Origin of the sequence: Aurantiacibacter sp. MUD11 (assembly GCF_026967575.1) — a bacterium.
Lineage (GTDB): Bacteria > Pseudomonadota > Alphaproteobacteria > Sphingomonadales > Sphingomonadaceae > Alteraurantiacibacter.
Map to the genome: position 1 here is coordinate 2,113,102 of NZ_CP114054.1, position 24,252 is coordinate 2,137,353.

Below are 24,252 nucleotides of genomic sequence, written 5' to 3' on the forward strand. Positions count from 1 at the left end.
ACTTGTCAGCTGACGTAGTGTGCGGTGGTCTTTGCGGCGACTTCCTCGGTCGTGACGCCCGGTGCCACCTCGACCAGCTTGAACGGGCTGTCATGGTCGGGCCGCTGGAACACGGCGAGATCGGTGATGATCATGTCGACCACGTTGGTGCCGGTCAGCGGCAGCGTGCATTCGGGAATGAACTTCGGGTCGCCGTGCTTGGAGGTGTGCTCCATCACCACGATGATCTTCTTCACGCCGGCGACCAGGTCCATCGCGCCGCCCATGCCCTTCACCATCTTGCCGGGGATCATCCAGTTGGCGATGTCGCCGTTCTCGGCCACTTCCATCGCCCCCAGCACGGTAAGGTCGATGTGCCCGCCGCGGATCATCGAGAAACTGGTGGCGCTGTCGAAATAGGCGCTGTGCGGCAGCTCGCTGATGGTCTGCTTGCCCGCATTGATGAGGTCGGCGTCCACCTCGTCAGGATAGGGGAAGGGGCCGATGCCGAGCATGCCGTTCTCGCTCTGCAGCGTCACCTGCATGCCCGCCGGAATGTGGTTGGCGACCAGTGTCGGGATGCCGATGCCGAGATTGACGTAATAGCCGTCTTCCAGCTCCTGCGCGGCGCGGGCGGCCATTTCGTCACGGGTCCAGGGCATGTGGGGGTCTCCTAAGCGGGGGGTTATTCGCTGACGGGGTTGTCGATGAGGAACCAGCCGGTGCCGAGCATCGGCTCGAGCGCCCGGGCATCGTTCTCGTCGATGATGTAGTTGTACAGGTCGTCGAAATCGGCGCGCTCGTCGCCGGCCATGGCGATCACGCAATTGGTCTGGGCGATGGCGTCGCGGCGCGCCTGCTTGCTCTCGCCCGGATAGCGTTCGACGTAGATCGCATCCTCGGATCGGGGATCGAGCCCGGCAGCGACCAGCCGGTCGCGCACCGCGCGCGCGTCGATCGGCGTGCGGTCGGTAAGCCAGCCGATACTGATCCCGCGCGAACGCAGGTCAGCCAGGATTCGGGCCAGCTCGGAGTTGACCGCCAGCGGGCCGACCAGCGGGACGAGGCCGCCTGCCGGGTCGAGATCGAAGACGATCATCGGCGAATTGCTGTCGCACACGCGGCGAACGGGCTGCAGGCTGGTGGGATCGGCCAGCTGCGCGGAAGGCAGCGGCAGGCCGCCGCCCAGCGCGCGCAGGGCATAGCTGCGCAGCGCCGCATAGCCGATGCCATAGGGATCGTCCGCCGGAGACTCGACAGCCGCGGGGGCAGGCACGGCAACCGGTGGTTCGGCCACGGCCAATTCGGCGACCGGGTCTTCAACCGGGGCCGGAGTCGGTGTGGGGGCTGGTGCTGCGGCAACGGGTTCGGCCACCGGCTCCGCCTCAGCCAAGGCGGCGGCGGGCGGTGTCGGCGTGGGTGTCGGTGCGGGTTCCGGTACCGGGGTAGGGGCCACCGGTTCGGAAAACTCCTCGAACTCCTCCGCCAGCGACGGGCGGGTCGGCTCAGGCTCCGCTGCTGGCGCCGCAGGCCGTTCTTCGGGCGCCTCGACGACAGCGAGTTCCACCGCTTCTGCCGTCTCGACTTCGACTGCCTCGATCTCGGTCGGAGCCGGCGCTTCAGCCGGCGCTTCAGCCGGCGGTTCGGCCGCCGCGAGGGCGGGGGCCGGCTCGGGCTCAGTCGCTGCGGGCGCGGGAGTCGGTGTGGGCGTGGGAACGGCGTCCGCGAGCGTCATCACGATGACCGGCTCTGGCACTGCAGGCTCCGCAGCCGCCTCGACTTCCGGCTCCGCGACCGTGGCCAATGCCGGTGTCGGTGTCGGTGTCGGTGTCGGCGTAGGAGTGGGCGTTGGTGCCGGAGTGGGCATCGGAGCCGGTGCGGCAATCGCAGGCTCCGGTTCGGCTACGGCCAATGTGGCAGGCGCAGGCGTCGGTGCCGGGGTCGGAGTAGGCGTAGGTGTGGCGACCGGCTGGATGTCCACCCGACCCTCTGCCGCACTTGCCAGTTCGGTCTCGTCATCGTTGGAAACGCTGTCGCGAACGATCGCGCCGGAGCCGGCGACGATCGGGATCGCCGCCGCTGCGATACAGCCTGACAGGCTCAGCGCCGAACCTGCCAGCAACAGGGCCTGGGGCAAGCGGGCTGGCAGTCGCATCACGCTGCCTCCCGTTCCCGCGTCGTCACGAATTCGATTTTCTTGTCGTACGGCGCGCCCACAACCATGCGGTTGATGAAGACGCCGGGCAGGTGAATGCAATCGGGATCGAGCGAACCGGCAGGCACCACTTCCTCCACCTCGGCCACGCAGATCTTGCCGCAGGTGGCGGCCGGCTGGTTGAAATTGCGCGCGGTCTTGCGGAACACGAGGTTGCCCGTTTCGTCCGCCTTCCAGGCCTTGATGATCGACAGGTCGGCGAAGATGCCGCGTTCGAGGATGTAGTCCTCGCCGTCGAAGCTCTTCACTTCCTTGCCCTCGGCCACCTGCGTGCCGACGCCGGTCTTGGTGTAGAAGCCGGGGATGCCCGCGCCGCCGGCGCGCATGCGTTCTGCCAGCGTGCCCTGCGGGCAGAATTCCACCTCCAGCTCGCCTGCCAGGTACTGTCGCTCGAACTCCTTGTTCTCGCCCACGTAGGACGAGATCATCTTCTTCACCTGCTTGGTGCGCAGCAGCTTGCCGATGCCCTCGTTGTCGATCCCGGCATTGTTGCTGGCGAAGGTGAGGTTCTTGACCCCGCTGGCCTGGATCGCATCGAGCAGACGCTCCGGAATGCCGCACAGGCCAAAGCCACCGGCAGCGATCAGCATGTCGTCCCGCAACAGGCCTGCGAGCGCCGCTTCGGCGGAGGGGAAGAGTTTCTGCATGATGGCATCCCTGACTGCGATGGTGTCTTGTCGATGGCATTAAAGCGACTTGCCCATCCTGTCACCAGCCAACTGGCTCTCGTTGCGGTGCACAAGAACCGGGTCTGTTACAGCGCTGAGCAAGTTTATTTCGCGAAATTGACACCTCTGTTAGTCCACAGATGCTTGTTAAAAAGAGATAAAATTCAGTCTTTGCAAATTATGCAACATATCATGCTCTTTTCGCACTTGCGAGATGAGGGTGCCCGGCGCATATCCCGACCTGCCTTTCAGGCATCCTCTCCCAAAACTTCCCAGGCCCGGTCGGCAACGACCGGGTCTTTTTTTGGCCTGCTCCGGCTGGCGCCTGATTGCCACTGAAGACCGCCACAATCCGCCCCCCGCCCATCGGCGGGTGGCCGTCCCTCCTCGCAAGCAATGCAAGTTTGAACCCGTTTCAACCGTCCGCGCGTTTGCAATCGGGACGGGGCCTTCCTAGGTCCGCATGACTGGCACCAGAGAGGACGGAACAGCGCATGGCCGACGCGGATGCAGCGAAAGTGGACGAAGGAGCGGTGAGGCTGCAGGTCGCTGCGGCCCGGCAGGAGGAATCCGGACGCGGCGTGGTACGCATGCCGCGCAGCGCATTCCAGGCGCTGGGCATCACCGAAGGCGATCCGGTCGAGATCGAAGGCAAGCGCCTTACCGTTGCGCTGGCCGTGCCCGCCTACAGCGAGGACGAGGCGCTGGAGGTCATCCGGCTAGACGGCCTGCAGCGGGCCAATGCGGAAGCCGCATCGGGCGAGCACGTGATCGTCCGCCGCGCCGAGAGCAAGCCCGCCACGCGCGTCGTCTTCGCCCCGGCACGCCGCGAGATGCGGCTGCAGGGACCGACCGAGGCGCTGAAGCGCGTCTTCTTCCAGCATCCGCTGACCGCGGGCGACCTTGTTGCCACCCACGGTCAGCAACCGGTGCAGAACATGCCGCCCGAAGTTCGGCGCATGTTCAATGCCCCCGCTTATGCGCTGACGCAGATCCGCCTGCAGGTCGTCTCCACCCTGCCCAAGGGCATCGTCCATATCGACGAGGACACCGTGGTGGAGCTGCGCGCCGAGTTCGAGGAGCCGCGCGATGCCCGCGGCATGATCAACTACGACGACGTCGGCGGCATGGAAGATACCATCAAGGCCTTGCGCGAGATGGTGGAGCTGCCGCTGCGCTACCCCGAACTGTTCACCCGCCTTGGCGTCGATCCGCCCAAGGGCGTGCTGCTGCACGGCCCGCCGGGCACCGGCAAGACGCGGCTGGCGCAGGCGGTGGCGAACGAAAGCGATGCCGAGTTCTTCACCATCAACGGGCCGGAGATCATGGGCAGCGCCTATGGCGAGAGCGAGAAGCGCCTACGCGAGGTGTTCGAGGAAGCCGAGCGCAGCCAGCCCGCGATCGTCTTCATCGACGAGATCGATTCGATCGCGCCCAAGCGGCAGAACGTGTCCGGCGAGGCGGAAAAGCGGCTGGTCGCCCAGCTGCTGACGCTGATGGACGGCCTGCAGGCGCGCACCAACCTGGTGGTGATCGCGGCGACCAACCGCCCCGACGCCATCGACGAGGCGCTGCGCCGCCCCGGCCGCTTCGACCGCGAAATCGTGATCGGCGTGCCGGACGAGAGCGGACGCCGCGAGATCCTTGCCATCCACACGCGCGGCATGCCGCTTGGCGAAGGCGTGGACCTGCAGGAGCTGGCGCGTTCCACCCACGGTTTCGTCGGTGCCGACCTCGCCGCGCTGGCGCGCGAGGCGGCCATCGAGGCGGTGCGTCGCATCATGCCCAAGCTGGACCTCGATGCGCGCGAAATTCCCGCCGAGGTGCTCGAAGAACTGCAGGTCGAGAAGAATGACTTCCGCGAGGCGCTGAAACGCGTCCAGCCTTCCGCCATGCGCGAGGTGATGGTGCAGGCGCCCAAGGTCAGCTGGGAAGACCTGGGCGGGTTGGACGATGCCATTGCCGCACTCAAGGAAGGCGTCGAACTGCCGCTGAAGAACCCGCAGGCGTTCGAGCGGATCGGCATCCGCCCGGCCAAGGGCTTCCTGCTCTACGGCCCTCCCGGCACCGGCAAGACCTTGCTGGCCAAGGCCGTGGCGAAGGAGGCCGAGGCCAACTTCATCTCGATCAAGAGCAGCGACCTGCTGTCCAAGTGGTATGGCGAGAGCGAGCAGCAGATTGCCCGCATGTTCGCTCGTGCCCGCGCGGTGGCGCCTTGCGTCATCTTCATCGACGAGATCGATTCACTGGTGCCCGCGCGGGGCTCCTCGGCGAACGAGCCGCAGGTGACGGCGCGCGTGGTCAATACCATCCTGGCCGAGATGGACGGGATGGAGGAGCTGTCCTCGATCGTCGTGATCGGCGCCACCAACCGCCCGACACTGGTCGACCCGGCGCTGCTGCGTCCGGGCCGTTTCGACGAGCTGGTCTATGTCGGCGCGCCGGACGAGGCGGGTCGCGAGCACATCCTCAAGATCCACACGGCGCATACGCCGCTGGCCGACGACGTATCGCTGGCCGCCATCGCCAAGGAAGCGAAGCGCTTTACCGGGGCCGACCTGGAGGACGTTGTGCGCCGCGCCGGTCTCAACGCCATCCGCCGTTCGGACGGTGCGCCTGATTCCGTGAACAAGGCCGATTTCGACGCGGCGCTGAAGGATTCGCGCGCCACCGTCACGGCCAAGATGGAAGCCGAATATGCCAAGATGAAGGGCGAGCTGAAAAAGCGCGCGCTGGAAGTGAAGCCGATTGGCTTCATCACCGAAGGCATGGTCGAATCGACGCGCGACAAGAAGCATTAGTTGGTTGGCGAAGCCGCATCCGCGGCTTCGTCCTCGCTAGATGCGCAGCGAAGCGGAACGAGTAGCACCGAGGACGCTCGCACGGACGTGCGAGCGAAACACCAACGGGCTTTACTGTCCGACGCGCTGGTTGGCGGCTTCGACTTCCAGCCGGTGGCGGATCAGGGCTTCCGGCTGCTCCTTGCGCAGCCAGGCCAGCATGTGCTCGCGCACGGCGCAGCGCAGGTTCCACACGTCGGCGATGGTGCGCGCGCTGACCGACAGGCGCAGCTCGATGCTTTCGGGATAGGCATTGGTCATCAGCAGTTGCGCGGTGCGGCCGTCCCACAGCTCGTGCTCGCCCACGAAGCGCTCGAACTCGGCGCGGATCGGGTCGATCTCGGCAATCGGGTCGAGGTGCAGGAAGATCGGGCCGGTCAGCTGCTCGTTCTTGCGCGACCAGTTCTCGAAACTGTGGTCGAGGATCTGCGCGGTGGGCACGACGATGGCGCGTTCGTCCCAGGTGCGCACGATGATGTAGGCCATGTGGATTTCCTCCACCCGGCCGGTGTGCCCGTCCACCACCACCAGGTCCCCCAGCCGTAGCGGCTCGGTGATGGCGATCTGCAGGCCGGCAATCAGCGACTTGAGCGCGGGCTGCGCGGCCGCACCGATGGCCAGCGCGGCGAGACCGGCGGAGGCGAGCAGCGTGGTGCCGATGCTCTTTACCGAGGGGATCGCCAGCAGCATCAGGCCGATGGTGATGATGATGATCGCGATGGTCGCGGTGCGCGAGAGGATGGCGATGCGGGTGCGGCGGCTGCGAACGGCGACGGGGTCCGCCGCCTGGTCCAGCCGCAGCTCCAGCACGGCGGTGAAGGCCTTCACCAGCGAATAGGCGATCCAGCCGAGCAGGGCGGGCCGGACGAACTGCGCTACAGGCTCCCAATACTGGTGCATCAGCGGATCGTTCTGCGCCGCAACGGTGACGGCGACCGCGATCAGCGACCACTTGATCGGATGACGGATGCGCTGGAGGATCAGGTCATCGACCGGGGAATCGGACTGGCGGGCCAGCCTGATCACCACCGCGAAGACGACGCGGTAGAGCACGTAGGCGACGGCCGAGGCCAGCACGATGGCGAGGGCAGCGGTGCCCAGCTCGTCCCAGGCGATGGTCCAGTTGCGCGGATCGTAACGTTCGAACATGCGGGACACCTATGGCCGTGCCCGGCGCAGGGCAAGGGGCCTAGTGCGCGGCATCCCAGCTCTCGCCGTGGCCGATCTCGACGCCCAGCGGCACATCGAGCGTCACCGCCGGCTGCGCGGCTTCGGCCATGACCCGGCTGATGATCGGCGATGCGGACTCGATATCGCCCTCGGGCAATTCGAACACCAGTTCGTCATGCACCTGCAGCAGCATGCGCACATGCGACAGCCCGGCATCGGCCAGCGCCGGGTTCATCCGCGCCATGGCGCGCTTGATGATGTCCGCGCTCGTACCCTGGATCGGCGCGTTGATGGCGGCGCGCTCGCTGCCCTGGCGCTCGGCCTGGTTCTTGGAATTGATCCGCGGGAACCAGGTCTTGCGGCCGAACAGCGTCTCCGAATAGCCCTTGGCCCGCACGCTCTCCAGCGTGGCGTGGATGTAGGACTGGATGCCGGGGAAGCGCTTGAAATAGGTGTCGATCAGCTCCTGCGCCTCGTCCGGCTCGATGCCGAGCCGGCCGGCCAGGCCCCAGCGGCTGATGCCGTAGAGGATGGCGAAGTTGATGGTCTTGGCCTTGGCGCGCGTGTCGCGGTCTACCTCGCCGTACATCTCTTTCGCCGTGCGCGCGTGGATGTCCTCGCCATTGGCGAAGGCATCCTTCAGCTCCGGGACGTCGGCCATGTGCGCGGCGAGACGCAGCTCGATCTGGCTGTAGTCGGCGGCGAGCAGCACGTTGCCCGCTTCCGGCACGAAGGCCTTGCGGATCTCGCGCCCGATCTCGGTGCGGATCGGGATGTTCTGCAGGTTGGGATCGGTGGAGGACAGGCGACCGGTCTGCGCGCCGACCAGCGAGTACGACGTGTGCACGCGGCCCGTGTTCGGGTTGATCGCCTCCTGCAAGGCGTCGGTATAGGTCGATTTCAGCTTCGAGAGCTGACGGTACTCCAGCACCTTGTCGGCAATGGTCGCGCCTTGCGCGCTGAGCTTTTCCAGCACCGACTGGTCGGTCGAATACTGCCCGCTCTTGCTCTTGCGACCGCCCTTGTAGCCCAGCTTGTCGAACAGGATGTCGCCCAGCTGCTTGGGGCTGCCGATGGTGAATTCCTCGCCCGCCTCCTCGTGGATTTCCTTCTCGATCCGGGCGGTGGTCTCGGCGAACTGTTCGGACAGGCGCGACAGCGCGGCACGGTCCACCTTGATGCCCTCGCGCTCCATGCCCGCCACCACCGGGATCAGGGGGCGGTCGACCCGCTCGTAGACCTGCGTCGCGCCTTCCAGCGGCAGGCGGCGGTGGAGGTGCTGGTACAGCCGCCAGGTGACGTCGGCGTCCTCGGCGGCATATTCGGTGGCCTTGTCCAGCGGCACCTCGCCGAAGGGGATGGCCTTCTTGCCGGTGCCGCAGACGTCCTTGAACTTGAGGCAGGTGTGGCCGAGGTGGCGCTCGGCAAGCTCGTCCATGCCGTGGCCGCCGCCGATGCCGCCTTCGGCGCGCCCGGCATCCATGTCGAAGCTGATCACCATGGTGTCGTGCACCGGCTCCACGGCGATGCCGCAGCGGGCCAGCACGTTGATGTCGTACTTGATGTTCTGGCCGATCTTGATCACCGCATCGCTTTCCAGCAGCGGCTTGATCGCGGCCAGCGCAGCCTCGCGCTCCACCTGCGGCGGCTTCTCGGCGAACATGTCGTCGCTGCCGTGGCCCAGCGGCACGTAGCACGCATCGTTCGGCCCCAGCGCCAGGCTGAAGCCGACCAAGTCGGCCTGCATCGCGTCGAGGTCGCTGGTCTCGGTGTCGACCGCCACCAGCCGCGCGGCAAAGGCGCGCTCGACCCAGTGTTCCAGCCGCTCCAGCGTCTGCACGCATTCGTAGGTGGAGCGATCGACATCGGGCCAGTCGGGCAGCGGCTGGGTGTTGCCCTCGGGCGCGGCATCGGCACCCTTGGTGTCGGCCTTGGCGGGATTGAGATCGTTCGGCTTGCTCGGGCTGCCGGCCCCGGCATCGAGGCGGCGCAGCAGGCTGGTGAAACCGTGTTTCTCGAGGAACTGCGCCAGTGGCTCCGGCGGCACGCCATCCAGCTTGAACTCGTCGAGCGGCTGGGGAAGCTCGCAATCCTCCTTCAGCGTCACCAGCACGCGGCTCAGCTCGGCATCGCCGCGATGCTCCAGCAGGCGTTCCTTCAGCTTGGACTTCTTCATGTCCTCCGCCGCGTCCAGGGCCGCAGTGAGGCTGCCATGCTCGGCGATCAGCTTGCTGGCGGTCTTGGGACCGACGCCGAAGATGCCGGGAATGTTGTCGACCGCATCGCCCATCAGGGCCAGCACGTCGCCCACCTTCTCCGGCGGTACGCCGAACTTCTCTTCCACCTCGGGAATGTAGATGCGCTGGCTCTTCATCGTGTCGAGCATGTCGATGCGCGCCCCGTCGACTTCGCCCACCAGCTGCATCAGATCCTTGTCGGAGGAGACGATGGTGACGTCCCAGCCCTGCTTCTGCGCGGCGCGGGCATAGGTGGCGATCATGTCGTCCGCCTCCACGTCCGGCTCCTCGATGCAGGGCAGGCTGAACGCGCGAGTGGCGTCGCGAATCAGCGGGAACTGCGGCACCAGGTCCTCGGGCGGCGGCGGGCGGTTGGCCTTGTATTCGCTGTAGATTTCGTTGCGGAACGACTTGCTCGACTTGTCGAGAATCACCGCCAGGTGAGTCGGGCCGTCGGCCTTGTCGAGATCGTCGGCCAGCTTCCACAGCATGGTGGTGTAGCCATAGACCGCGCCAACCGGGGTTCCTTCGGGGTCCGTCAGCGGCGGAAGGCGATGGTAAGCGCGAAAAATATAGGCCGATCCGTCGACCAGGTAGAGATGCTGTTTGTCGGCCATTTACGCCTGCTAGCACGCGATTTGCGAGGCCGTAAGCGGCAATCCACTGCCTTATTCTCGCCAACCATTCGCCGCATTTGCGCCACAATATGCTTGCGTGGGTCAAAATGTGGCAGTATTTGGGCAGCAGAGCCGACGGGAAGGTCGGTTCCGGGTCCGGCATCAGCTTGACCCACAGATATGCATTTCAAGGGGTTTATACCTATGCGTAAGATTGCTCTCGTTGCCGCCGCTGCTGGCGCTGCTCTGACTCTGGCTGCCTGCTCGGAAGGCACCGAAGAAGCTGCTGAAGCTACCATGGAAGAAGGCATGGCTGACGCCGAAGCCAACATGGAAGCCATGGAAGAAACCGTCGACGAAGCAGTCGCCGACGCCGAAGCCACCATGGAAGAAGCTGGCGACGAAGTCGAAGCTGCTGCTGAAGAAGTCGAAGCTGCTGCCGAGTAATCGGTAACAGCCTTCAAGGCTTTACAAGATTAAGGGCGTGGCCGTGATGGCCGCGCCCTTTTTCTTTGTCCTTCGGGGATTTCGCCACCCTCAGCGGGCGCTGCTGGCGCCTTCGTGACTGGCGTTGGCGAACTGGCGGGCTTCGGCCTGTTCCGCATAACCATCGTAGATCGCCCGCGCGATGGAGGCGATGCGTGCCTCGCGATTGCGCCGGCTGCCCTGTCCGGTGACATAGATCGCCAGCGCGATGGAACGGCCATCGGGCGCAGTCACGATGCCGATGTCGCTGGAAGTGTTGTTGAGCGAGCCGGTCTTGTGCGCGACCGTGACATCTTCGGGCATCAGCGCCGGGATACGCCGGGTACCGGTACGGCAGCGCTCCATGGCATCGATTATCACGCGGCGGCTGTCGGCGCTCAGCCAGCGGCCCTGGTAGAGGCCTGACAGCAGGGTGACCATCGTCTGCGGCGTGGCGCTGTCGCGTTCGTCGATATGGACGGCCGGATCGTATTCGCCATCATCACGCACCAGCGTGGCGATGTCGCGATCGAGGCTGAAATCGGTCAGCCCCGCGCGCCGCGCCCAGTCGTTGACCGGGCCGACCCCGCCGACTGCTGCCAGCAGGGCGTCGGTTGCCGGGTTGGAACTGCGGGTGATCATCAGGTCGATCAGCTGCAGCGCGCTCATGAATTCGCCTTCGCGCACCGGTGCGGCCGCGCTGGAGAAGGGTTGCGAGCGGACCGGCCACAGCAGCGGGTACTCGCGGGTCAGCGTGGTCTCGCCCCGGTCGACCATCTCCAGGTATGTCGCGGCGATGGCGATCTTGCTGGTAGAGGCCATGGGGAAGCGCTGGTCGCCAAGGATCGAAATCGCCTCTCCCGTCGCCAGGTCGATGGCCGCGACGCCGATGCGGCCCTGGCTGCCTTCGGCCAGCTGGGCGATCTGCTGTTCGAAACGGTTGGCATAGCTGGGCGTGAAATCGGCGGGCACGCGCTGTTCGGTGCCGAAGGTGCTGTCGAATGCAGCTTCGAAATCCTGTGCCTGAACGCCGGTACTTGCCAGCGGGGCCAATATCAGCGCCAGGAGCGCAACAATCCGTCCGATCACGTTTCTATCCATGCCTCGACATTGCCGAAAACGTACTTAGCAAATGCTTAATTCGATCGGCAATGGCGATGCGCACGCGATGAACAGCGCGGAATTCTCGACGTTCCGTGCGAAATGGCGGAACCTCGCGGGCTCCGCCACCTTACGGATGCTCGCCTATTCGGGCTTGCGCAGACGCCAGGCAAACTGGTCGGTCCGGCCCCGGATGCTCTCGTCGAAGACGTTCGCGGTGCGCGGATCATCGGGCCGCGAGTAGAGGTCCGACTCTTCTTCCAGCACGAAGCCCACTTCGGTCAGCGCCTGCAATGCCAGCTCGCGGTCCATCCGGTGCAGCTGGTCGGCTGCTTCCAGCCCGCCACCTTCGGCGGCGAGGTGATCGACCACCACCAGCGTGCCGCCGGGCTTGAGCGCATCGTACAGCATCTGGATCGCGGCATCCGAAGTGCCTTCGGGCATCTGCGGAATGAACAGGTCGTGGAAGTTCATCACCGTGATGATGGTGTCGAGCGGTTCGGGCCAGCCCGGTTCCGCCACCGGTGCCCGCAGCGGGAACACCCGCGTGGGATTGCCTTCGTCGTCCGTGTAGGGGGCGATGGCGGCGTCCTGCTCCTCGGCATATTCGGGACGGAAGGCAATGAATTCGGTCGGCTGGAAGGCATAGACCTTGCCGTCCGCGCCGACGGCCGTCGCCAACAGGCGCGTCCAGTAGCCGCCGCCCATGATGTAGTCGCCAACCACCTCGCCTTTGTCGATCTGGGCGAAGGCCAGCAGCTCACCCGGCTGGCGGGCCTCGTCGCTTTCGCGGTCATCCATGCGGGCGACATCGTTGATCGCCTGCATGTATTGCCGGGCAGTATATTCCTGTTCTTCGACAACGGTTTCGGCTTCGCCGCCGCAGGCCGACAGGCCCAGCAGCAGCGCGCCAGCGAGAATCGTCATACGCATGGGATTTCCCTCCATTTCCCTTTGCCGGCGAAGCTAACCCGCACCACCGGGTTGGGCAAGCGCGCTCCTGCCCCAAGGTCCCTGCTTGACGAACGCGGCAAACCTTGACCCTATGGTTTCGGGACAAACCAACTCTCAATTTCCGGAAAGCGCGTACTCATGAACAATCGCCACACTCGCCTTCGTCTTGTTTCCGGCAGCTCGCTTGCCGCGCTGCTGCTTGCCGGCGCCACCGGCGCTGCGGCGCAGGAGGTATCCATCGTGCAGCCAGGCGGCATTGGTGCAGAGCCGCGGGTGATCAGCGAGGAAGATGCGATTGCGCTGGCCCGCAACGGCTATTCGCCGGCGGACGTGTCCTTCATGCAGGGCATGATCGTGCACCACCAGCAGGCGGTCGACATGGCGGCGCTGGTGGAAGATCGCACCAATACGGACGAGATCCTGGCCGTGGCTGGCCGCATCAACGCCTCGCAAGAGGACGAAATCGAATTCATGCAGGGCTGGCTGACCGACCGGAACGAGCCGGTGGCCATGGCGGGCATGGGCCACGCCGGCCATTCGGGCATGCAGGGCATGGCCACGCCCGAGCAGATGGAGGAGCTCGCCGCCGCGCGCGGCACCGCGTTCGACCGGCTGTTCCTGCAACTGATGGTGCGCCACCACCAGGGCGCGGTGACCATGGTGGAGGAACTGCACCGCCAGCGCGGCACGGCCGCCGATCCGGTGATGTACGAATTCACCAGCGAGGTGGTGAACGACCAGAACGCCGAGATCGAGCGCATGAATGCCGTGCTCGCCAGCCTGTCCGACGATCCGCGCGCGCTGCTGGCAGCGGGCCTGTTCGATGCCGGCGAAGCCATTTCGGGCCTGCGCCACGTCGTCTCTCTGCGCAAGCCGGCCGGCTTCTTCGATCCGGAGAACCCGGGTGACCTGCGTGTCGAGATCGTCGACGAGGAAGAAGAGGCTACCGAGGAAACGGCGGAGGCTGAGGCCGAGGCCGACGACCACGCCGATCATGCGGACCATGCCGCCATGGCGGCTGCCGCCGAACGCGACCCCGAGGAAGAGGAGCAGGAGCGCCGCTACGCCCAGCGTGGCGGGCTGCTCGACTTCGCCAATACCGACATCGCCTTTTCCGGCGACCTGATGGTGGCGGGCAACTACCACGGCTTCAACGCCTATCGCCTGGGCGAGGACGGCGTGCCGACCCTGATCAGCTCGGTGGTCTGCCCCGGCGGTCAGGGCGACGTCTCCATCTCCGGCAACCTGTTGATCATGAGCGTGGAGGAAACCCGCGGCCGCACCGATTGCGGTCTGGAAGGCGTCACCGACCGGGTGAGCGAGGACCGTTTCCGCGGCCTGCGCATCTTCGACATTTCCGACATCCGCAGTCCGCGTCAGGTGGGCCAGGTGCAGACCTGCCGCGGCAGCCACACGCACTCCATCGTGCAGCGCACCGACGACAGCCTGATCGTCTATAACTCCGGCACCGGCAGCGTGCGCGAGACGGAGGAGCTGGAATTCTGCATCGGTGACGTGCCGGGCGACGATCGCACCGCGCTGTTCTCCATCGACGTGATCGAGATCCCCGTCGCCAATCCCGCCGCGGCGCGCATCGTCTCCTCTCCGCGCGTCTTCGCCGATCCCGAGACCGGCCGCCTTGCCGGCCTGTGGGGCGGCGGCGACCACGGTGACGATACCCAGCGCACCAGCCGCACCGACCAGTGCCACGACATCACCGTGTTCCCGGCGCTCAACATCGCCGCTGGCGCGTGCTCGGGCAACGGCATCATCTTCGATATCTCGGACCCGCTGAACCCCACCCGCATGGACGAGGTGGTGGACCCCGGCTTCGCCTACTGGCACTCGGCCACCTTCAACAACACCGGCGACATCGTGCTGTTCACCGATGAATGGGGCGGCGGTGGCCGCCCGCGTTGCCAGGCCAGCGACCCGGCCAACTGGGGCGCCAACGCCTTCTACGCCATCGTCGATGGCGAGCTGGAATATCGCGGCACCTTCAAGCTGCCCGCGCCGCAGAGCGACAAGGAAAACTGCGTCGCGCACAACGGCTCGATCATCCCGGTTCCGGGACGCAACATCTTCGTCCAGGCGTGGTACCAGGGCGGCATCTCGGTGATCGACTTCACCGACCCGGCCAGCCCTTATGAAATTGCCTATTTCGACCGTGGCCCGATCGACGACGACCAGCTGGTAACCGGCGGCTACTGGTCGGCATACTGGTACAACGGGCGCATCTACGGCACCGAGATCACCCGCGGGATCGACGTCTTCGCGCTGCAGCCGAGCGAGCACCTGACTGCTGAGGAAATCGCCGCCGCCGAGGCCGCCAGCTTCGAAGGCGGGGTTTTCAACCCGCAGACGCAGTATCCGGTCACCTGGAGCGAAGAGGTGCTGGAGGCCGTGGAGGACAGCCGCCGTGGCGGCTGATCCAGCCTAGAACCAGAAGCGCAAGCCTGCCGTGAACGCCACGCCGTCGGGGTCATCCCCGGCGGCGCGGATCACGTCCGCCGTCCGGCCCGTGGCGGCAGTATATTCGACGCCGATATAGGGCGCGAATTCGGGCACGATCTCGTACCGCAGCCTGGCGCCGACCGCGACTTCGGGCGCGCCCGATCCGGTCTCGCGCTCGGGAATGTCCTGTGCCGCCAGTTCCAGCTCCACGCGCGGTTGCAGGATCAGCTGCTGCGTCAGCTTCATGTCGTGCTCGGCCTCGATCCGGGCGGTGAAATCGCCCTCGCTGGAGACGAACACCGCGGCATCGAAGTGGATGTTCAGCGGGGCAAGGCCAGCCACGCCGATAACGCCGTGTGCCAGCGTATCGGGCTCCGCATCGACGCGCATGCCCACCTGCAGGTCCACGAAGGGGCCGATGGCATGGCCCCAGAGCAGCTGCCCCTCGACCTCTTCCAGGCCGCCGCCGAACTCGCCTTCGCCTTCGGACTTGAAAACGATCTTGTCGGTGGCCGTGCCATACCATGCGGTCACGTCCCACAGGTACTCGTCGTGCCCTTCGCCCACCCGTGCTTCCAGCCGTTCGGTCAGCACGGAGCCGGTGGCCATGCTGCCGTGGCTGGCATGGTTGTAGGCCCGCGCCTGCGCCATGCGCCGCGGGTCGAAGATCTCGTCGGCGGCGTGCTGCGGCCCTTCGAAGGCGCGCGCGGGCGGCGGACCGGAGGGAATGTCCATGCCCATGGCGTGGCCGGAATGGTCCATCTGGCTGTGGTCCATCGCACCGTGGTCCATGCCCTCGTGCTGCGAGTGATCCATTTCGCCATGGTCCATCGAATCATGCTGCGAATGATCCATCGGGCCGTGGTCCATTCCCTGGTGCTGCGAGTGGTCCGTATGCTGGTGCGCGGAATGGTCCTCGGCCGGCGCGGCCTCATGCGTCGAATGGTCCTCTTCGACGACGGGCTGGTGCTGCGAGTGATCGACCTGGCCGTGGGCGGAATGGTCCTGCGCGGCGGCGGGCGTGGCGACCAGCGCGGCGGAAGCGAGCAGCAGGGCGCGCATCATTCGCCTCCCTCGGGGAAGGGTCGCACCGTCACCACCTGCATCATGCCGGCATGCATGTGGTAGAGCAGGTGGCAGTGGAAGGCCCAGTCGCCCGGCTCGTTGGCGGTCAGGTCGAAAGTGGCGGTGCCGCCCGGCTGCACGATGACGGTGTGCTTCAGCGGCTGGTTCATCATCCCCGCGCCGTTGACCAGTTCGAAGAAGTGGCCGTGCAGGTGGATGGGGTGCGCCATCATCGTGTCGTTCACCAGTTTCACCCGCACCCGCTCGTCATAACCGAAGCGGATCGGATCGTCGGTGACGGCGCTGAACTGCTTGCCGTCGAACGACCACATGTAGCGTTCCATGTTGCCGGTCAGGTGAATCTCCAATTGCCGCTCCGGCATGCGGTGCGGATTGGGATTGGCGGCCTTGAGGTCGGTATAGCGCAGCACGCGGTGATCGACCTTGTCGAGGCCGAGGCCGGGGAAGTCCATCCGGTCCACCGGCATGGGTGAGACCATATCGATCCCGGGGCCGACTTCCACGCTGTCCGGCAGCAGCGAGGTGTCGCGCATGGAGTGGTCCATGCCCTCTGAGCCGTGGTCCATTCCGGCCATGTCGCCATGGCTGCCGTGATCCATGCCGCCCATCCCCATGTCGGCCATTGTTAGGGTGACGGGTTCGCGCAGCGGTGGCGGCGTGGCCTTGTGGCCAGGGTGCGAGGTGAGGCTGGCGACGCCCATGCCCGAACGGTCCATGGCTTCCGCGACGAAGGCATGGCTGCCATCGCGCGGCTGGACGATGACGTCGTAGGTTTCCGCCGTGCCGATCTGGAATTCGTCGACCTCGACCGGGTCGACCTCCTGCCCGTCGGCGGCGATCACCGTCATCGGCACGCCGGGGATGCGCACGTTGAAGAAGGTCATGGCGGAGCCGTTGATGACCCGCAGTCGCACCCGCTCTCCCGGAGTGAACAGGAATTCGAGGTCGTCCGCCGGGCCGTGGCCGTTGACGAGATAGGTGTAGGTCGCTCCCGTCACGTCCGACACGTCGCGCGGGTTCATCCGCATGGCGCTCCACATCAGCCGGTCTTCGAGGCTCATCTCGCCATCGCCGACGGTCATCATCTGGCGATTGAAGTAATGTTCGCCCACCATCAGCAGACGGGCGATCTCGTGCGGGTGGCGCGGGGTGAACTCGCTCAGCAGCACCACGTAGTCGCGGTCGTAACGCGGGTCGGGCTCGGCGCTCTCGATCACCAACGGGCCGTAATGCCCCTCCTGCTCCTGCAGGCCGGAGTGGCTGTGCCACCAGTAGGTGCCCGTCTGGCGGATCGGGAAGCGGTACTGGAACGTCTCGCCCGGGGCGATGCCGGGGAAGCTGACGCCGGGCACGCCGTCGTACTGGAAGGGCAGCAACAGGCCGTGCCAGTGGATCGAGCTGTCCTCGTCCAGCCGGTTGGTGACGTTGAGCGTCACGTCCTGTCCCTCGCGCAGGCGGATCAGCGGGCCGGGGATCGTGCCGTTGACCGCAATCGCGTGGCCGCTCCGCCCGCCGGTGCCGAAATGGTGGCGGGCGATGGTGAGGTCGATGGTGTCGCCTGACAGCTCGCCGAATCCCTTCCGTGCATGGGTGAGCGACTGCCCGCGTGCCCAGGAAGGAATCGCCAGGCCGGCCGTGGCCATTGCGCTGGCGCCAATGAACTTACGCCTTGAAATATCGATCATTTATGACCCGAGGCTTGCATCATGCCCTCGAACTACATACCCTAGGGGGGTATTTCAAGGGGGACGAAAGTACATGGCCCACGACACCAAGGCGCTGCTCAACCGGCTCGGCCGGATCGAGGGACAGGTGCGCGGCATCACCCGCATGGTGGAGGAAGACCGCTATTGCATTGACATCCTGCACCAGGTGCAGGCCGTGCGCGCGGCGCTGACGCGGGTGGAATCCGAAGTGCTGAAGCGCCACGCCGCGCATTGCGTGGCTGAAGCCATCGCCTCCGGTGATGCGGATGAACAGCGCGAGAAATTCACCGAACTGGTCGACCTCTTCGCCAAGTCGAAGGGCTGAAATCCGGAACAACTGACTGTCCACGCTGTTCGTTTCCACAACAGCGGCGCTTGGCCCGGACCGCGTCCGGCCGAGCTTGGACACGGGTGCCAGGCACCTGTTGGGAGGGCCACTGAAACAGACTTCAGGAGACCCTGAGTGAGCGACAGTAGCCACAAGCAAGACAACGGCGGCAACTACAAGCGATTCATGGCGATGGTGGGCACATCCACCCTCATCATGCTCGGCCTCATGTACCTCAACACCTATGCGCTGGAGCACGTGTTCTGGAGCGAGACGCGCTTCTGGATGATGTTCGTCATGGGTGCGGTAATGGCGCTGGTGATGCTCGCCTTCATGTGGGGCATGTACAAGAACAGTGCCAAGAACTGGATCATCGTCGGCGTGGCGGTGGTAACCTTCGGCCTGTCACTGTTCCTCGTGCGCAGCCAGGCGACCGTCGATGACAGCGAATACATGTCGGCGATGATCCCGCACCACTCGATCGCCATCATGACCAGCGAACGCGCCGGGATAGAAGACGTGCGCGTGCGTCGGCTGGCGAATGACATCATCCGCGCCCAGCGCAGGGAGATCGACGAGATGCGCTGGCTGATCGCGGACATCGACGCCAATGGTCCGGCGACGACGCTGGCGGCGGCCGAGGCGCGACCCGTCCCGAAGTTCGAAGGCCATGTGAACGCCGATACCTGGGTGCCCGGCGAGTAGACGCAAAAGGGGCGCGGACGGCTTTTGCCGCCCGCGCCCCCTTCATTCAGCCGTGAAGGATCAGGTTGCCTGGACGCTGGCGATCCAGTTGTCGACGCGCTGTTCGAGGATGGACAACGGCACCGCGCCGCCGCCCAGAACCGTGTCGTGGAAACCGCGGATGTCGAAATCCTCGCCCAGCACTTCCTCGGCATGGGCGCGCAGTTCCTGGATGCGGATCATGCCGATCTTGTAGCTGGTCGCCTGTCCCGGCAGCACGAAGTAGCGGCGCACTTCGGAACGGGCGACGGTTTCCGGATTGGGCGAGTTCTCGAGGCAGTAGGCAACCGCCTCGTCCTCGGTCCAGCCCTTGGCGTGGATGCCGGTGTCGACCACCAGGCGGATGGCGCGCCACATCTCGCTCTGCAGCCGGCCGAAGTCCGAATAGGGGTCTTCATAGCCGCCCATCTCCTTGGCCAGCGCCTCGGCATAGAGGCCCCAGCCTTCGCCGAAGGCCGAGATGAAGCCGCCCTGCGAGCGGAAGCGCGGGATGCCTTCCAGCTCCTGCGCGATCGAGACCTGCATGTGGTGGCCGGGATTGCCCTCGTGATAGGCGATGGCCTCCAGCGGCGGGATCGGCATGGCCGTCATGTCCGACAGGTGGGCATAGTAGATGCCGGGGCGCGAGCCGTCGGGCGTACCCGCGCGATAGTGCTGCGCGGCACCGTCCTGTTCGCGGAAGGGTTCCACGCGGCGCACTTCGAGCGCGGCCTTGGGCAGCGTGCCGAAGAACTCCGGCAGGCGGGCAGTCAGCGCGTCGATATGCTGCGTGGCGGCGTCGATGTACATCTGCGCGCCAGCCTCGTTGTCCGGGAAGAAGAACTGCGGGTCGGTGCGGGTGAAGACGAAGAATTCCTGCAACGTCCCGTCGAAGCCGACCTCTTCCATGATCGCTTCCATCTCGCCGCGAATGCGCGCGACTTCGGAGAGGCCCAGCTCGTGGATCTCGTCAGCGGTCAGCTCGGTGGTGGTCATGGCGTTGAGCTGGTGGGCGTAGAACGCCTCGCCACCCGGCAGCGTGGTGACGCCCTGCGCAACCTCGTCGGTGTTCGGGCGGTCCTCGGTGAACCAGTCGATCACCCGCTGGTAGCCCGGCGCCATCTGTTCGGTCAGCGCGATACGGGCATCCTCGCGCAGCTCGTCGGCGCGCTCCTGGGTGATGGTGCCGTCTTCCACCAGTCGGGCAAGGTGGCCTTCGGTGCCCGCCCACAGCGCGGAAGCTTCACCGTCGTCGAACGGCGCGCCGGTGATCAGGCTCTGCGATTCGGAGATAACGGCATCGTAGGAGAAGCGCGGCGGGCGTACGCCGCCTTCGGCATTGGCCTGCGCCCGGGCCAGCAGCTGGTCCATCGCCGTGCCCAGCGCGCCGAGACGGGCGATGAAGGCGACCATGTCGCTTTCGCTCTCCACCGTGTGCTGGCTCAGCAGGAAGCTGGGCAGGCCGGTGTGCGTGCCGTTCATCTGGTGCAGGATGTACTGCTGACCAAGGAACTCGCCGGCGCGTGCGGCCATGTCGGCGCGGTACTTGAACATGTCGTAGGAGAGCTTCGCCTCGTCCGACAGCTCGTCATAGTCGAAGTTGGCTTCCATCTCGGCGGCGGCGTCCTGCCACCAGGCGATCTGTTCCTCGGCTGCCTCGACGCTGAAGTCGTCGAGCTTGTCGTAGTCGGTCTTGATGCCGAGCTGCGTCTGCCGGATCGGGCTGAAGGCCAGTTGTTCCTCGAACTTGTCGTCGAACCAGGCGTTGATGCACTCGGTCTGTGTCTCGGTGCATTCGATGGTGGCGGTGTCGGAGAAGAGAGCGTCGCAGCCTGTCAGCGCGACCGATGCCAGCAAGAGCACGGCATAGCGTTTCATATCGAGTGATTCCCTGAAGCTGTATTGGTCCTGTGCGGACCATGGCCGCGCGCCGCGCAAAAGAAAAGGGCCGGAGGATTGCTCCTCCGGCCCCATTCGTGAGCCTTGGCTGGCGCGGGCTTAAAAGCCCATGCCGCCCATGCCGCCCATGCCGCCCATGTCGGGCATGGCCGGGGCCGGCTTATCTTCCGGGATTTCGCTGATCGCCGCTTCGGTGGTGATCAGCAGTGCGGCGACCGATGCGGCGTCCTGCAGGGCAGTGCGCACGACCTTGGTCGGGTCGATCACGCCGGCAGCCACCAGGTCTTCGTAGACGTCGGTAGCGGCGTTGAAGCCCAGCTTCTCGTCGCCACCTTCCAGCAGCTTGCCGGAGATCACGGCGCCGTCGTGACCGGCGTTTTCGGCGATCTGGCGGACCGGAGCCTGCAGCGCACGACGGACGATGTCGATGCCGCGGGTCTGGTCGTCATTGGCGCCGGTGACGCCTTCCAGGGCCTTGGTGGCGTAGAGCAGCGCGGTACCGCCGCCCGGGACGATGCCTTCTTCCACCGCAGCACGGGTGGCGTGCAGGGCGTCGTCGACGCGGTCCTTGCGTTCCTTCACCTCGACTTCGGTGGCACCGCCGACCTTGATCACGGCAACACCGCCGGCCAGCTTGGCCAGGCGTTCCTGCAGCTTCTCACGGTCGTAGTCCGACGTGGTGGTTTCGATCTGGGCACGGATCTGCTCGACGCGGGCCTTGATCGCTTCGGCATCACCGGCACCGTCGACGATGGTGGTGTTGTCCTTGTCGATGGTGACGGTCTTGGCTTCACCCAGCATGCTGAGGCCGACGTTCTCGAGCTTGATGCCGAGATCTTCGGAGATCATCTCGCCGTTGGTGAGGATCGAGATGTCCTGCAGCATGGCCTTGCGGCGATCGCCGAAGCCCGGTGCCTTCACGGCAGCGACCTTCAGGCCGCCACGCAGCTTGTTGACCACGAGGGTGGCCAGCGCTTCGCCTTCGATGTCCTCGGCGATGATCAGCAGCGGACGACCAGCCTGCACCACGGCTTCGAGGACCGGCAGCATGGCCTGCAGGTTCGACAGCTTCTTCTCGTGGATCAGGATGTAGGGGTTTTCCAGCTCGACCGTCATCTTCTCCGGGTTGGTGACGAAGTAGGGCGAGAGGTAGCCGCGGTCGAACTGCATGCCTTCGACGACGTCGAGTTCGAAGTCGAGACCCTTGGCCTCTTCCACGGTGATGACGCCTTCCTTGCCGACCTTCTCCATGGCCTCGGCGATCTTCTCGCCGACTTCACGGTCGCCGTTGGCGGAGATGATGCCGACCTGGGCGATCTCTTCCGAACCGGCAACGTCCTTCGAACGGCCCTGCAGGTCGGCGACGACCTTGGCCACGGCCAGGTCGATGCCGCGCTTCAGGTCCATCGGGTTCATGCCGGCAGCGACCGACTTCATGCCTTCGCGCACGATGGCCTGGCCCAGCACGGTGGCAGTGGTGGTGCCGTCACCGGCAACGTCGTTGGTCTTCGAAGCGACTTCGCGCAGCATCTGCGCGCCCATGTTCTCGAACTTGTCCTTCAGTTCGATTTCCTTGGCGACGGAAACGCCGTCCTTGGTAATACGGGGAGCGCCGAAGCTCTTGTCCATCACCACGTTGCGACCCTTGGGGCCGAGGGTGACCTTCACGGCATTGGCGAGCGTGTCGACGCCCTTCAGGATGCGTTCGCGCGCATCACGGCCGAACTTTACGTCCTTGGCAGCCATTGTTGTTTCTCCTGGAATTTCGTTGAGTGTGGGGAAGCGTTGTCAGCAGTGGCGGGCGATCAGCCCAGCACACCCATGATGTCGCTTTCCTTCATGATGATCAGGTCTTCACCGTCGATCTTCACCTCGGTGCCGGACCACTTGCCGAACAGCACGCGGTCGCCGGCCTTGACGTCGAGCGGGATGCGATCGCCATCGTCGTCGCGGGTGCCTTCACCGACGGCGACGATTTCGCCTTCGCTCGGCTTTTCCTTGGCGCTATCGGGGATGATGATGCCGCCGGCCGTCTTTTCCTCGGCCTCGATGCGGCGGACCAGTACGCGGTCGTGCAGCGGACGGAATGCCATGTGTATGACCTCTTCCATTTGAGTGGTTATTACGATTGGCACTCTCCGGCTGAGAGTGCCAGCGGCGCGCATTTGGGGGCGTCCCGTGCGCGAGTCAATGGTGCGGAGGACAGATTTTTTGGCCTTTGGGCGGGGCGTTCCTGCCCGGTCAGGCGAGCCTTGCCTGTGTCAGCCCCAGCTGCTCCCGGCGCCACCAGCGCCACGACAGCAGCACGGCGGCGCATGTAAGGCCCATGGCAAGGCCAATCCAGACCCCCGTGCCTGCCAGCGGCGTGGCGAGGCCAAGTCCGGCGGCGAGGCCGAAGCCCGGCACCCAGTAGGAGAAGATGGCGATCCACATCGGCACGCGCGTGTCCTTCAGTCCGCGCAGCGCGCCGGCGGCCACGGCCTGCACGCCGTCGGACAGCTGGAAGGCAGCAGCGATAAAGAGGAAGCCCATGGCTACCCCGGTCAGCGCGGCGTTGGCCGGGTCGGCCGGGTCGATGTAGATGGCCAGCAGGGTCTCGGGCGCCAGCAGCATGGTGGCGGCGGTCAGCACCATGAAGCCCGTGCCCATGGCAATGCCCATCCAGCCCGCGCGGGTCATCCCCTGGTGGTCCTGTGCGCCGAAGAAGTAGCCCACCCGGATGGTCGCCGCCTGGCCCACGCCGAACGGAACCTGGAAGGCAAAGGCCGCCAGGTTGAGCGCCAGCGTGTGCGCGGCCAACTCCAGCGCGCCGATGCGGCCCATCAGGAAGGCGGCCGCGCCGAACACCCCGGCCTCTGCCAGCACGGTAATCGCGATGGGCGTGCCGATGCGCAGGATCTCGGCAAAGCGCGGCCAGTCGGGTCGCCAGAAATAGCCGAGGATGTGATAGCGATGCAGCCGCGGGTCGAAGCGGATGGCCAGCGCATACATGCCGACGATGGCGAAGGAGGTGATGATGGTCGCCGTCGCCGCGCCTTGCAGGCCAAGTTCCGGCGCGCCCCAGTTGCCAAAAATGAACATGTAGTTCGCCACCGCGTTCACGCCGATGCCCACGGCGGTGATCACCGTAGCGAAGACCGGTCGCCCCAGCGTGGCGACGAAATTGCGCTGCACCCCCGCGATGATCATCAGCGGGCCTGACCACAGCAGTACGGACATGTACTCGGTGGCCAGCGCGCCGATGTGCGGTTCCTGCCCGGTCAGCTGCATCAACGGCCCGGCCAGCGCGCATACGCTCATGCCGACGAGCGAGACGAGCACCGACAGCCACAGCGCCATGCGCATCGAGCGGCGTACGGGGCGCAAGGCCGGGCCGCGCGCGCCCAGCTCCGCCGCCATGATCGGCGCGACGGCCCCGGTCAGGCTCTGCAGCGACCACATGACCAGCCCGAACAGCGCCACGGCCAGCGCCGAAGCGGCCAGCTCGTCCGATCCCAGCCGCGCGATGAAGATCACGTCGATGGCATAGGTCAGCATCTGCAGCATGTTGGCGAGCGCCAGCGGCCCCGCGAGGCGGAGCGTTTCGGAGGCCTCGGCTTTCCAGCCGGGCGTGGGAGGGTGCGCTACGGGTCGCATGGCGGGCCGGACCGGATAGGCTTCCGGCGGGGTTGGAGGAAGGGCGGGAGCGGCAATCGTGCCCCTTTGCAAAAGAAGTGCGGCGGCATGGCCACAAGACTTGCCGATCATGCCAAATGGCGACTAAGGGGCTTTGTCAAAGTTTCACCGGCCTAGCCCTTTCTGGAAGGATGC

The 24,252-nt window shown here is 65.8% G+C and carries 18 protein-coding genes; 5 read left to right on the forward strand and 13 right to left on the reverse strand.

Annotated features, from left to right (window positions below):
- Positions 1-5 precede the first annotated feature (5 nt).
- The 3 genes from OZN62_RS10620 to OZN62_RS10630 are packed head-to-tail and all read right to left on the reverse strand — an operon-like array spanning position 6 to position 2,841.
- A complete protein-coding gene (locus tag OZN62_RS10620) occupies positions 6-641 on the reverse strand; it encodes a CoA transferase subunit B (RefSeq protein ID WP_269099672.1) in 636 nt (211 codons plus the stop codon).
- A gap of 23 nt (positions 642-664) precedes the next feature.
- Positions 665-2,134 (reverse strand): hypothetical protein, encoded by a 1,470-nt coding sequence (locus tag OZN62_RS10625; protein WP_269099674.1) that lies wholly within the window; start codon positions 2,132-2,134, stop codon positions 665-667.
- Positions 2,134-2,841, reverse strand: coding sequence for a CoA transferase subunit A (locus OZN62_RS10630; RefSeq protein WP_269099676.1), 708 nt, complete (start codon positions 2,839-2,841; stop codon positions 2,134-2,136). The genes OZN62_RS10625 and OZN62_RS10630 overlap by 1 nt, the downstream gene beginning before the upstream one ends.
- A 515-nt stretch (positions 2,842-3,356) precedes the next feature.
- Here OZN62_RS10630 and OZN62_RS10635 point away from each other — a divergent pair.
- Positions 3,357-5,663 carry a CDC48 family AAA ATPase gene (locus OZN62_RS10635; protein ID WP_269099678.1) on the forward strand — a complete coding sequence of 769 codons (2,307 nt, stop codon included), beginning with the start codon at positions 3,357-3,359 and terminating at the stop codon, positions 5,661-5,663.
- Positions 5,664-5,774: 111 nt separating this feature from the next.
- On the opposite strand, the gene OZN62_RS10640 is transcribed toward OZN62_RS10635, so the two are convergent.
- Positions 5,775-6,851, reverse strand: a complete 1,077-nt coding sequence (locus OZN62_RS10640; RefSeq protein WP_269099680.1) for a mechanosensitive ion channel family protein — start codon at positions 6,849-6,851, stop codon at positions 5,775-5,777.
- Between the two features lie 40 nt (positions 6,852-6,891).
- Positions 6,892-9,726 carry a DNA polymerase I gene (gene polA / locus OZN62_RS10645; RefSeq protein WP_269099682.1) on the reverse strand — a complete coding sequence of 945 codons (2,835 nt, stop codon included), beginning with the start codon at positions 9,724-9,726 and terminating at the stop codon, positions 6,892-6,894.
- A gap of 204 nt (positions 9,727-9,930) precedes the next feature.
- Here polA and OZN62_RS10650 point away from each other — a divergent pair, with 204 nt between their 5' ends.
- Positions 9,931-10,173, forward strand: coding sequence for a hypothetical protein (locus tag OZN62_RS10650; RefSeq protein WP_269099683.1), 243 nt, complete (start codon positions 9,931-9,933; stop codon positions 10,171-10,173).
- Positions 10,174-10,263: 90 nt separating this feature from the next.
- On the opposite strand, the gene OZN62_RS10655 is transcribed toward OZN62_RS10650, so the two are convergent.
- Complete coding sequence (locus tag OZN62_RS10655; protein WP_269099685.1) at positions 10,264-11,280, reverse strand: serine hydrolase; 1,017 nt, start codon at positions 11,278-11,280, stop codon at positions 10,264-10,266.
- 156 nt (positions 11,281-11,436) lie between these two features.
- Positions 11,437-12,225 carry a class I SAM-dependent methyltransferase gene (locus OZN62_RS10660; RefSeq protein WP_269099686.1) on the reverse strand — a complete coding sequence of 263 codons (789 nt, stop codon included), beginning with the start codon at positions 12,223-12,225 and terminating at the stop codon, positions 11,437-11,439.
- Between the two features lie 159 nt (positions 12,226-12,384).
- Between OZN62_RS10660 and OZN62_RS10665 the strand changes: the two genes are divergently transcribed.
- Positions 12,385-14,676 carry a DUF305 domain-containing protein gene (locus OZN62_RS10665; protein WP_269099688.1) on the forward strand — a complete coding sequence of 764 codons (2,292 nt, stop codon included), beginning with the start codon at positions 12,385-12,387 and terminating at the stop codon, positions 14,674-14,676.
- A 6-nt stretch (positions 14,677-14,682) separates the two neighbouring features.
- Here OZN62_RS10665 and OZN62_RS10670 read toward each other — a convergent pair whose 3' ends face one another.
- On the reverse strand, positions 14,683-15,765 hold the full coding sequence (locus tag OZN62_RS10670) for a copper resistance protein B (protein WP_269099689.1): 1,083 nt from the start codon (positions 15,763-15,765) through the stop codon (positions 14,683-14,685).
- A complete protein-coding gene (locus OZN62_RS10675; RefSeq protein WP_269099691.1) occupies positions 15,762-17,471 on the reverse strand; it encodes a copper resistance system multicopper oxidase in 1,710 nt (569 codons plus the stop codon). The genes OZN62_RS10670 and OZN62_RS10675 overlap by 4 nt, the downstream gene beginning before the upstream one ends.
- 73 nt (positions 17,472-17,544) lie before the next feature.
- Here OZN62_RS10675 and OZN62_RS10680 point away from each other — a divergent pair, with 73 nt between their 5' ends.
- Both OZN62_RS10680 and OZN62_RS10685 read left to right on the forward strand, forming a co-directional pair.
- Positions 17,545-17,817, forward strand: a complete 273-nt coding sequence (locus OZN62_RS10680; protein WP_269099692.1) for a metal-sensitive transcriptional regulator — start codon at positions 17,545-17,547, stop codon at positions 17,815-17,817.
- A gap of 195 nt (positions 17,818-18,012) precedes the next feature.
- Positions 18,013-18,525, forward strand: coding sequence for a DUF305 domain-containing protein (locus OZN62_RS10685; protein ID WP_269102160.1), 513 nt, complete (start codon positions 18,013-18,015; stop codon positions 18,523-18,525).
- 60 nt (positions 18,526-18,585) lie between these two features.
- Here the strand turns inward: OZN62_RS10685 and OZN62_RS10690 are convergent, their stop codons facing one another.
- From OZN62_RS10690 to OZN62_RS10705, 4 genes are all read right to left on the reverse strand, one after another.
- A complete protein-coding gene (locus tag OZN62_RS10690; RefSeq protein WP_269099693.1) occupies positions 18,586-20,421 on the reverse strand; it encodes a DUF885 domain-containing protein in 1,836 nt (611 codons plus the stop codon).
- 120 nt (positions 20,422-20,541) lie between these two features.
- Positions 20,542-22,188 carry a chaperonin GroEL gene (groL, locus tag OZN62_RS10695; protein WP_269099695.1) on the reverse strand — a complete coding sequence of 549 codons (1,647 nt, stop codon included), beginning with the start codon at positions 22,186-22,188 and terminating at the stop codon, positions 20,542-20,544.
- A gap of 59 nt (positions 22,189-22,247) precedes the next feature.
- Positions 22,248-22,535, reverse strand: a complete 288-nt coding sequence (gene groES, locus OZN62_RS10700; RefSeq protein ID WP_269099696.1) for a co-chaperone GroES — start codon at positions 22,533-22,535, stop codon at positions 22,248-22,250.
- Between the two features lie 148 nt (positions 22,536-22,683).
- Positions 22,684-24,189, reverse strand: a complete 1,506-nt coding sequence (locus tag OZN62_RS10705) for an MATE family efflux transporter (protein WP_330848742.1) — start codon at positions 24,187-24,189, stop codon at positions 22,684-22,686.
- Positions 24,190-24,252: the final 63 nt, after the last annotated feature.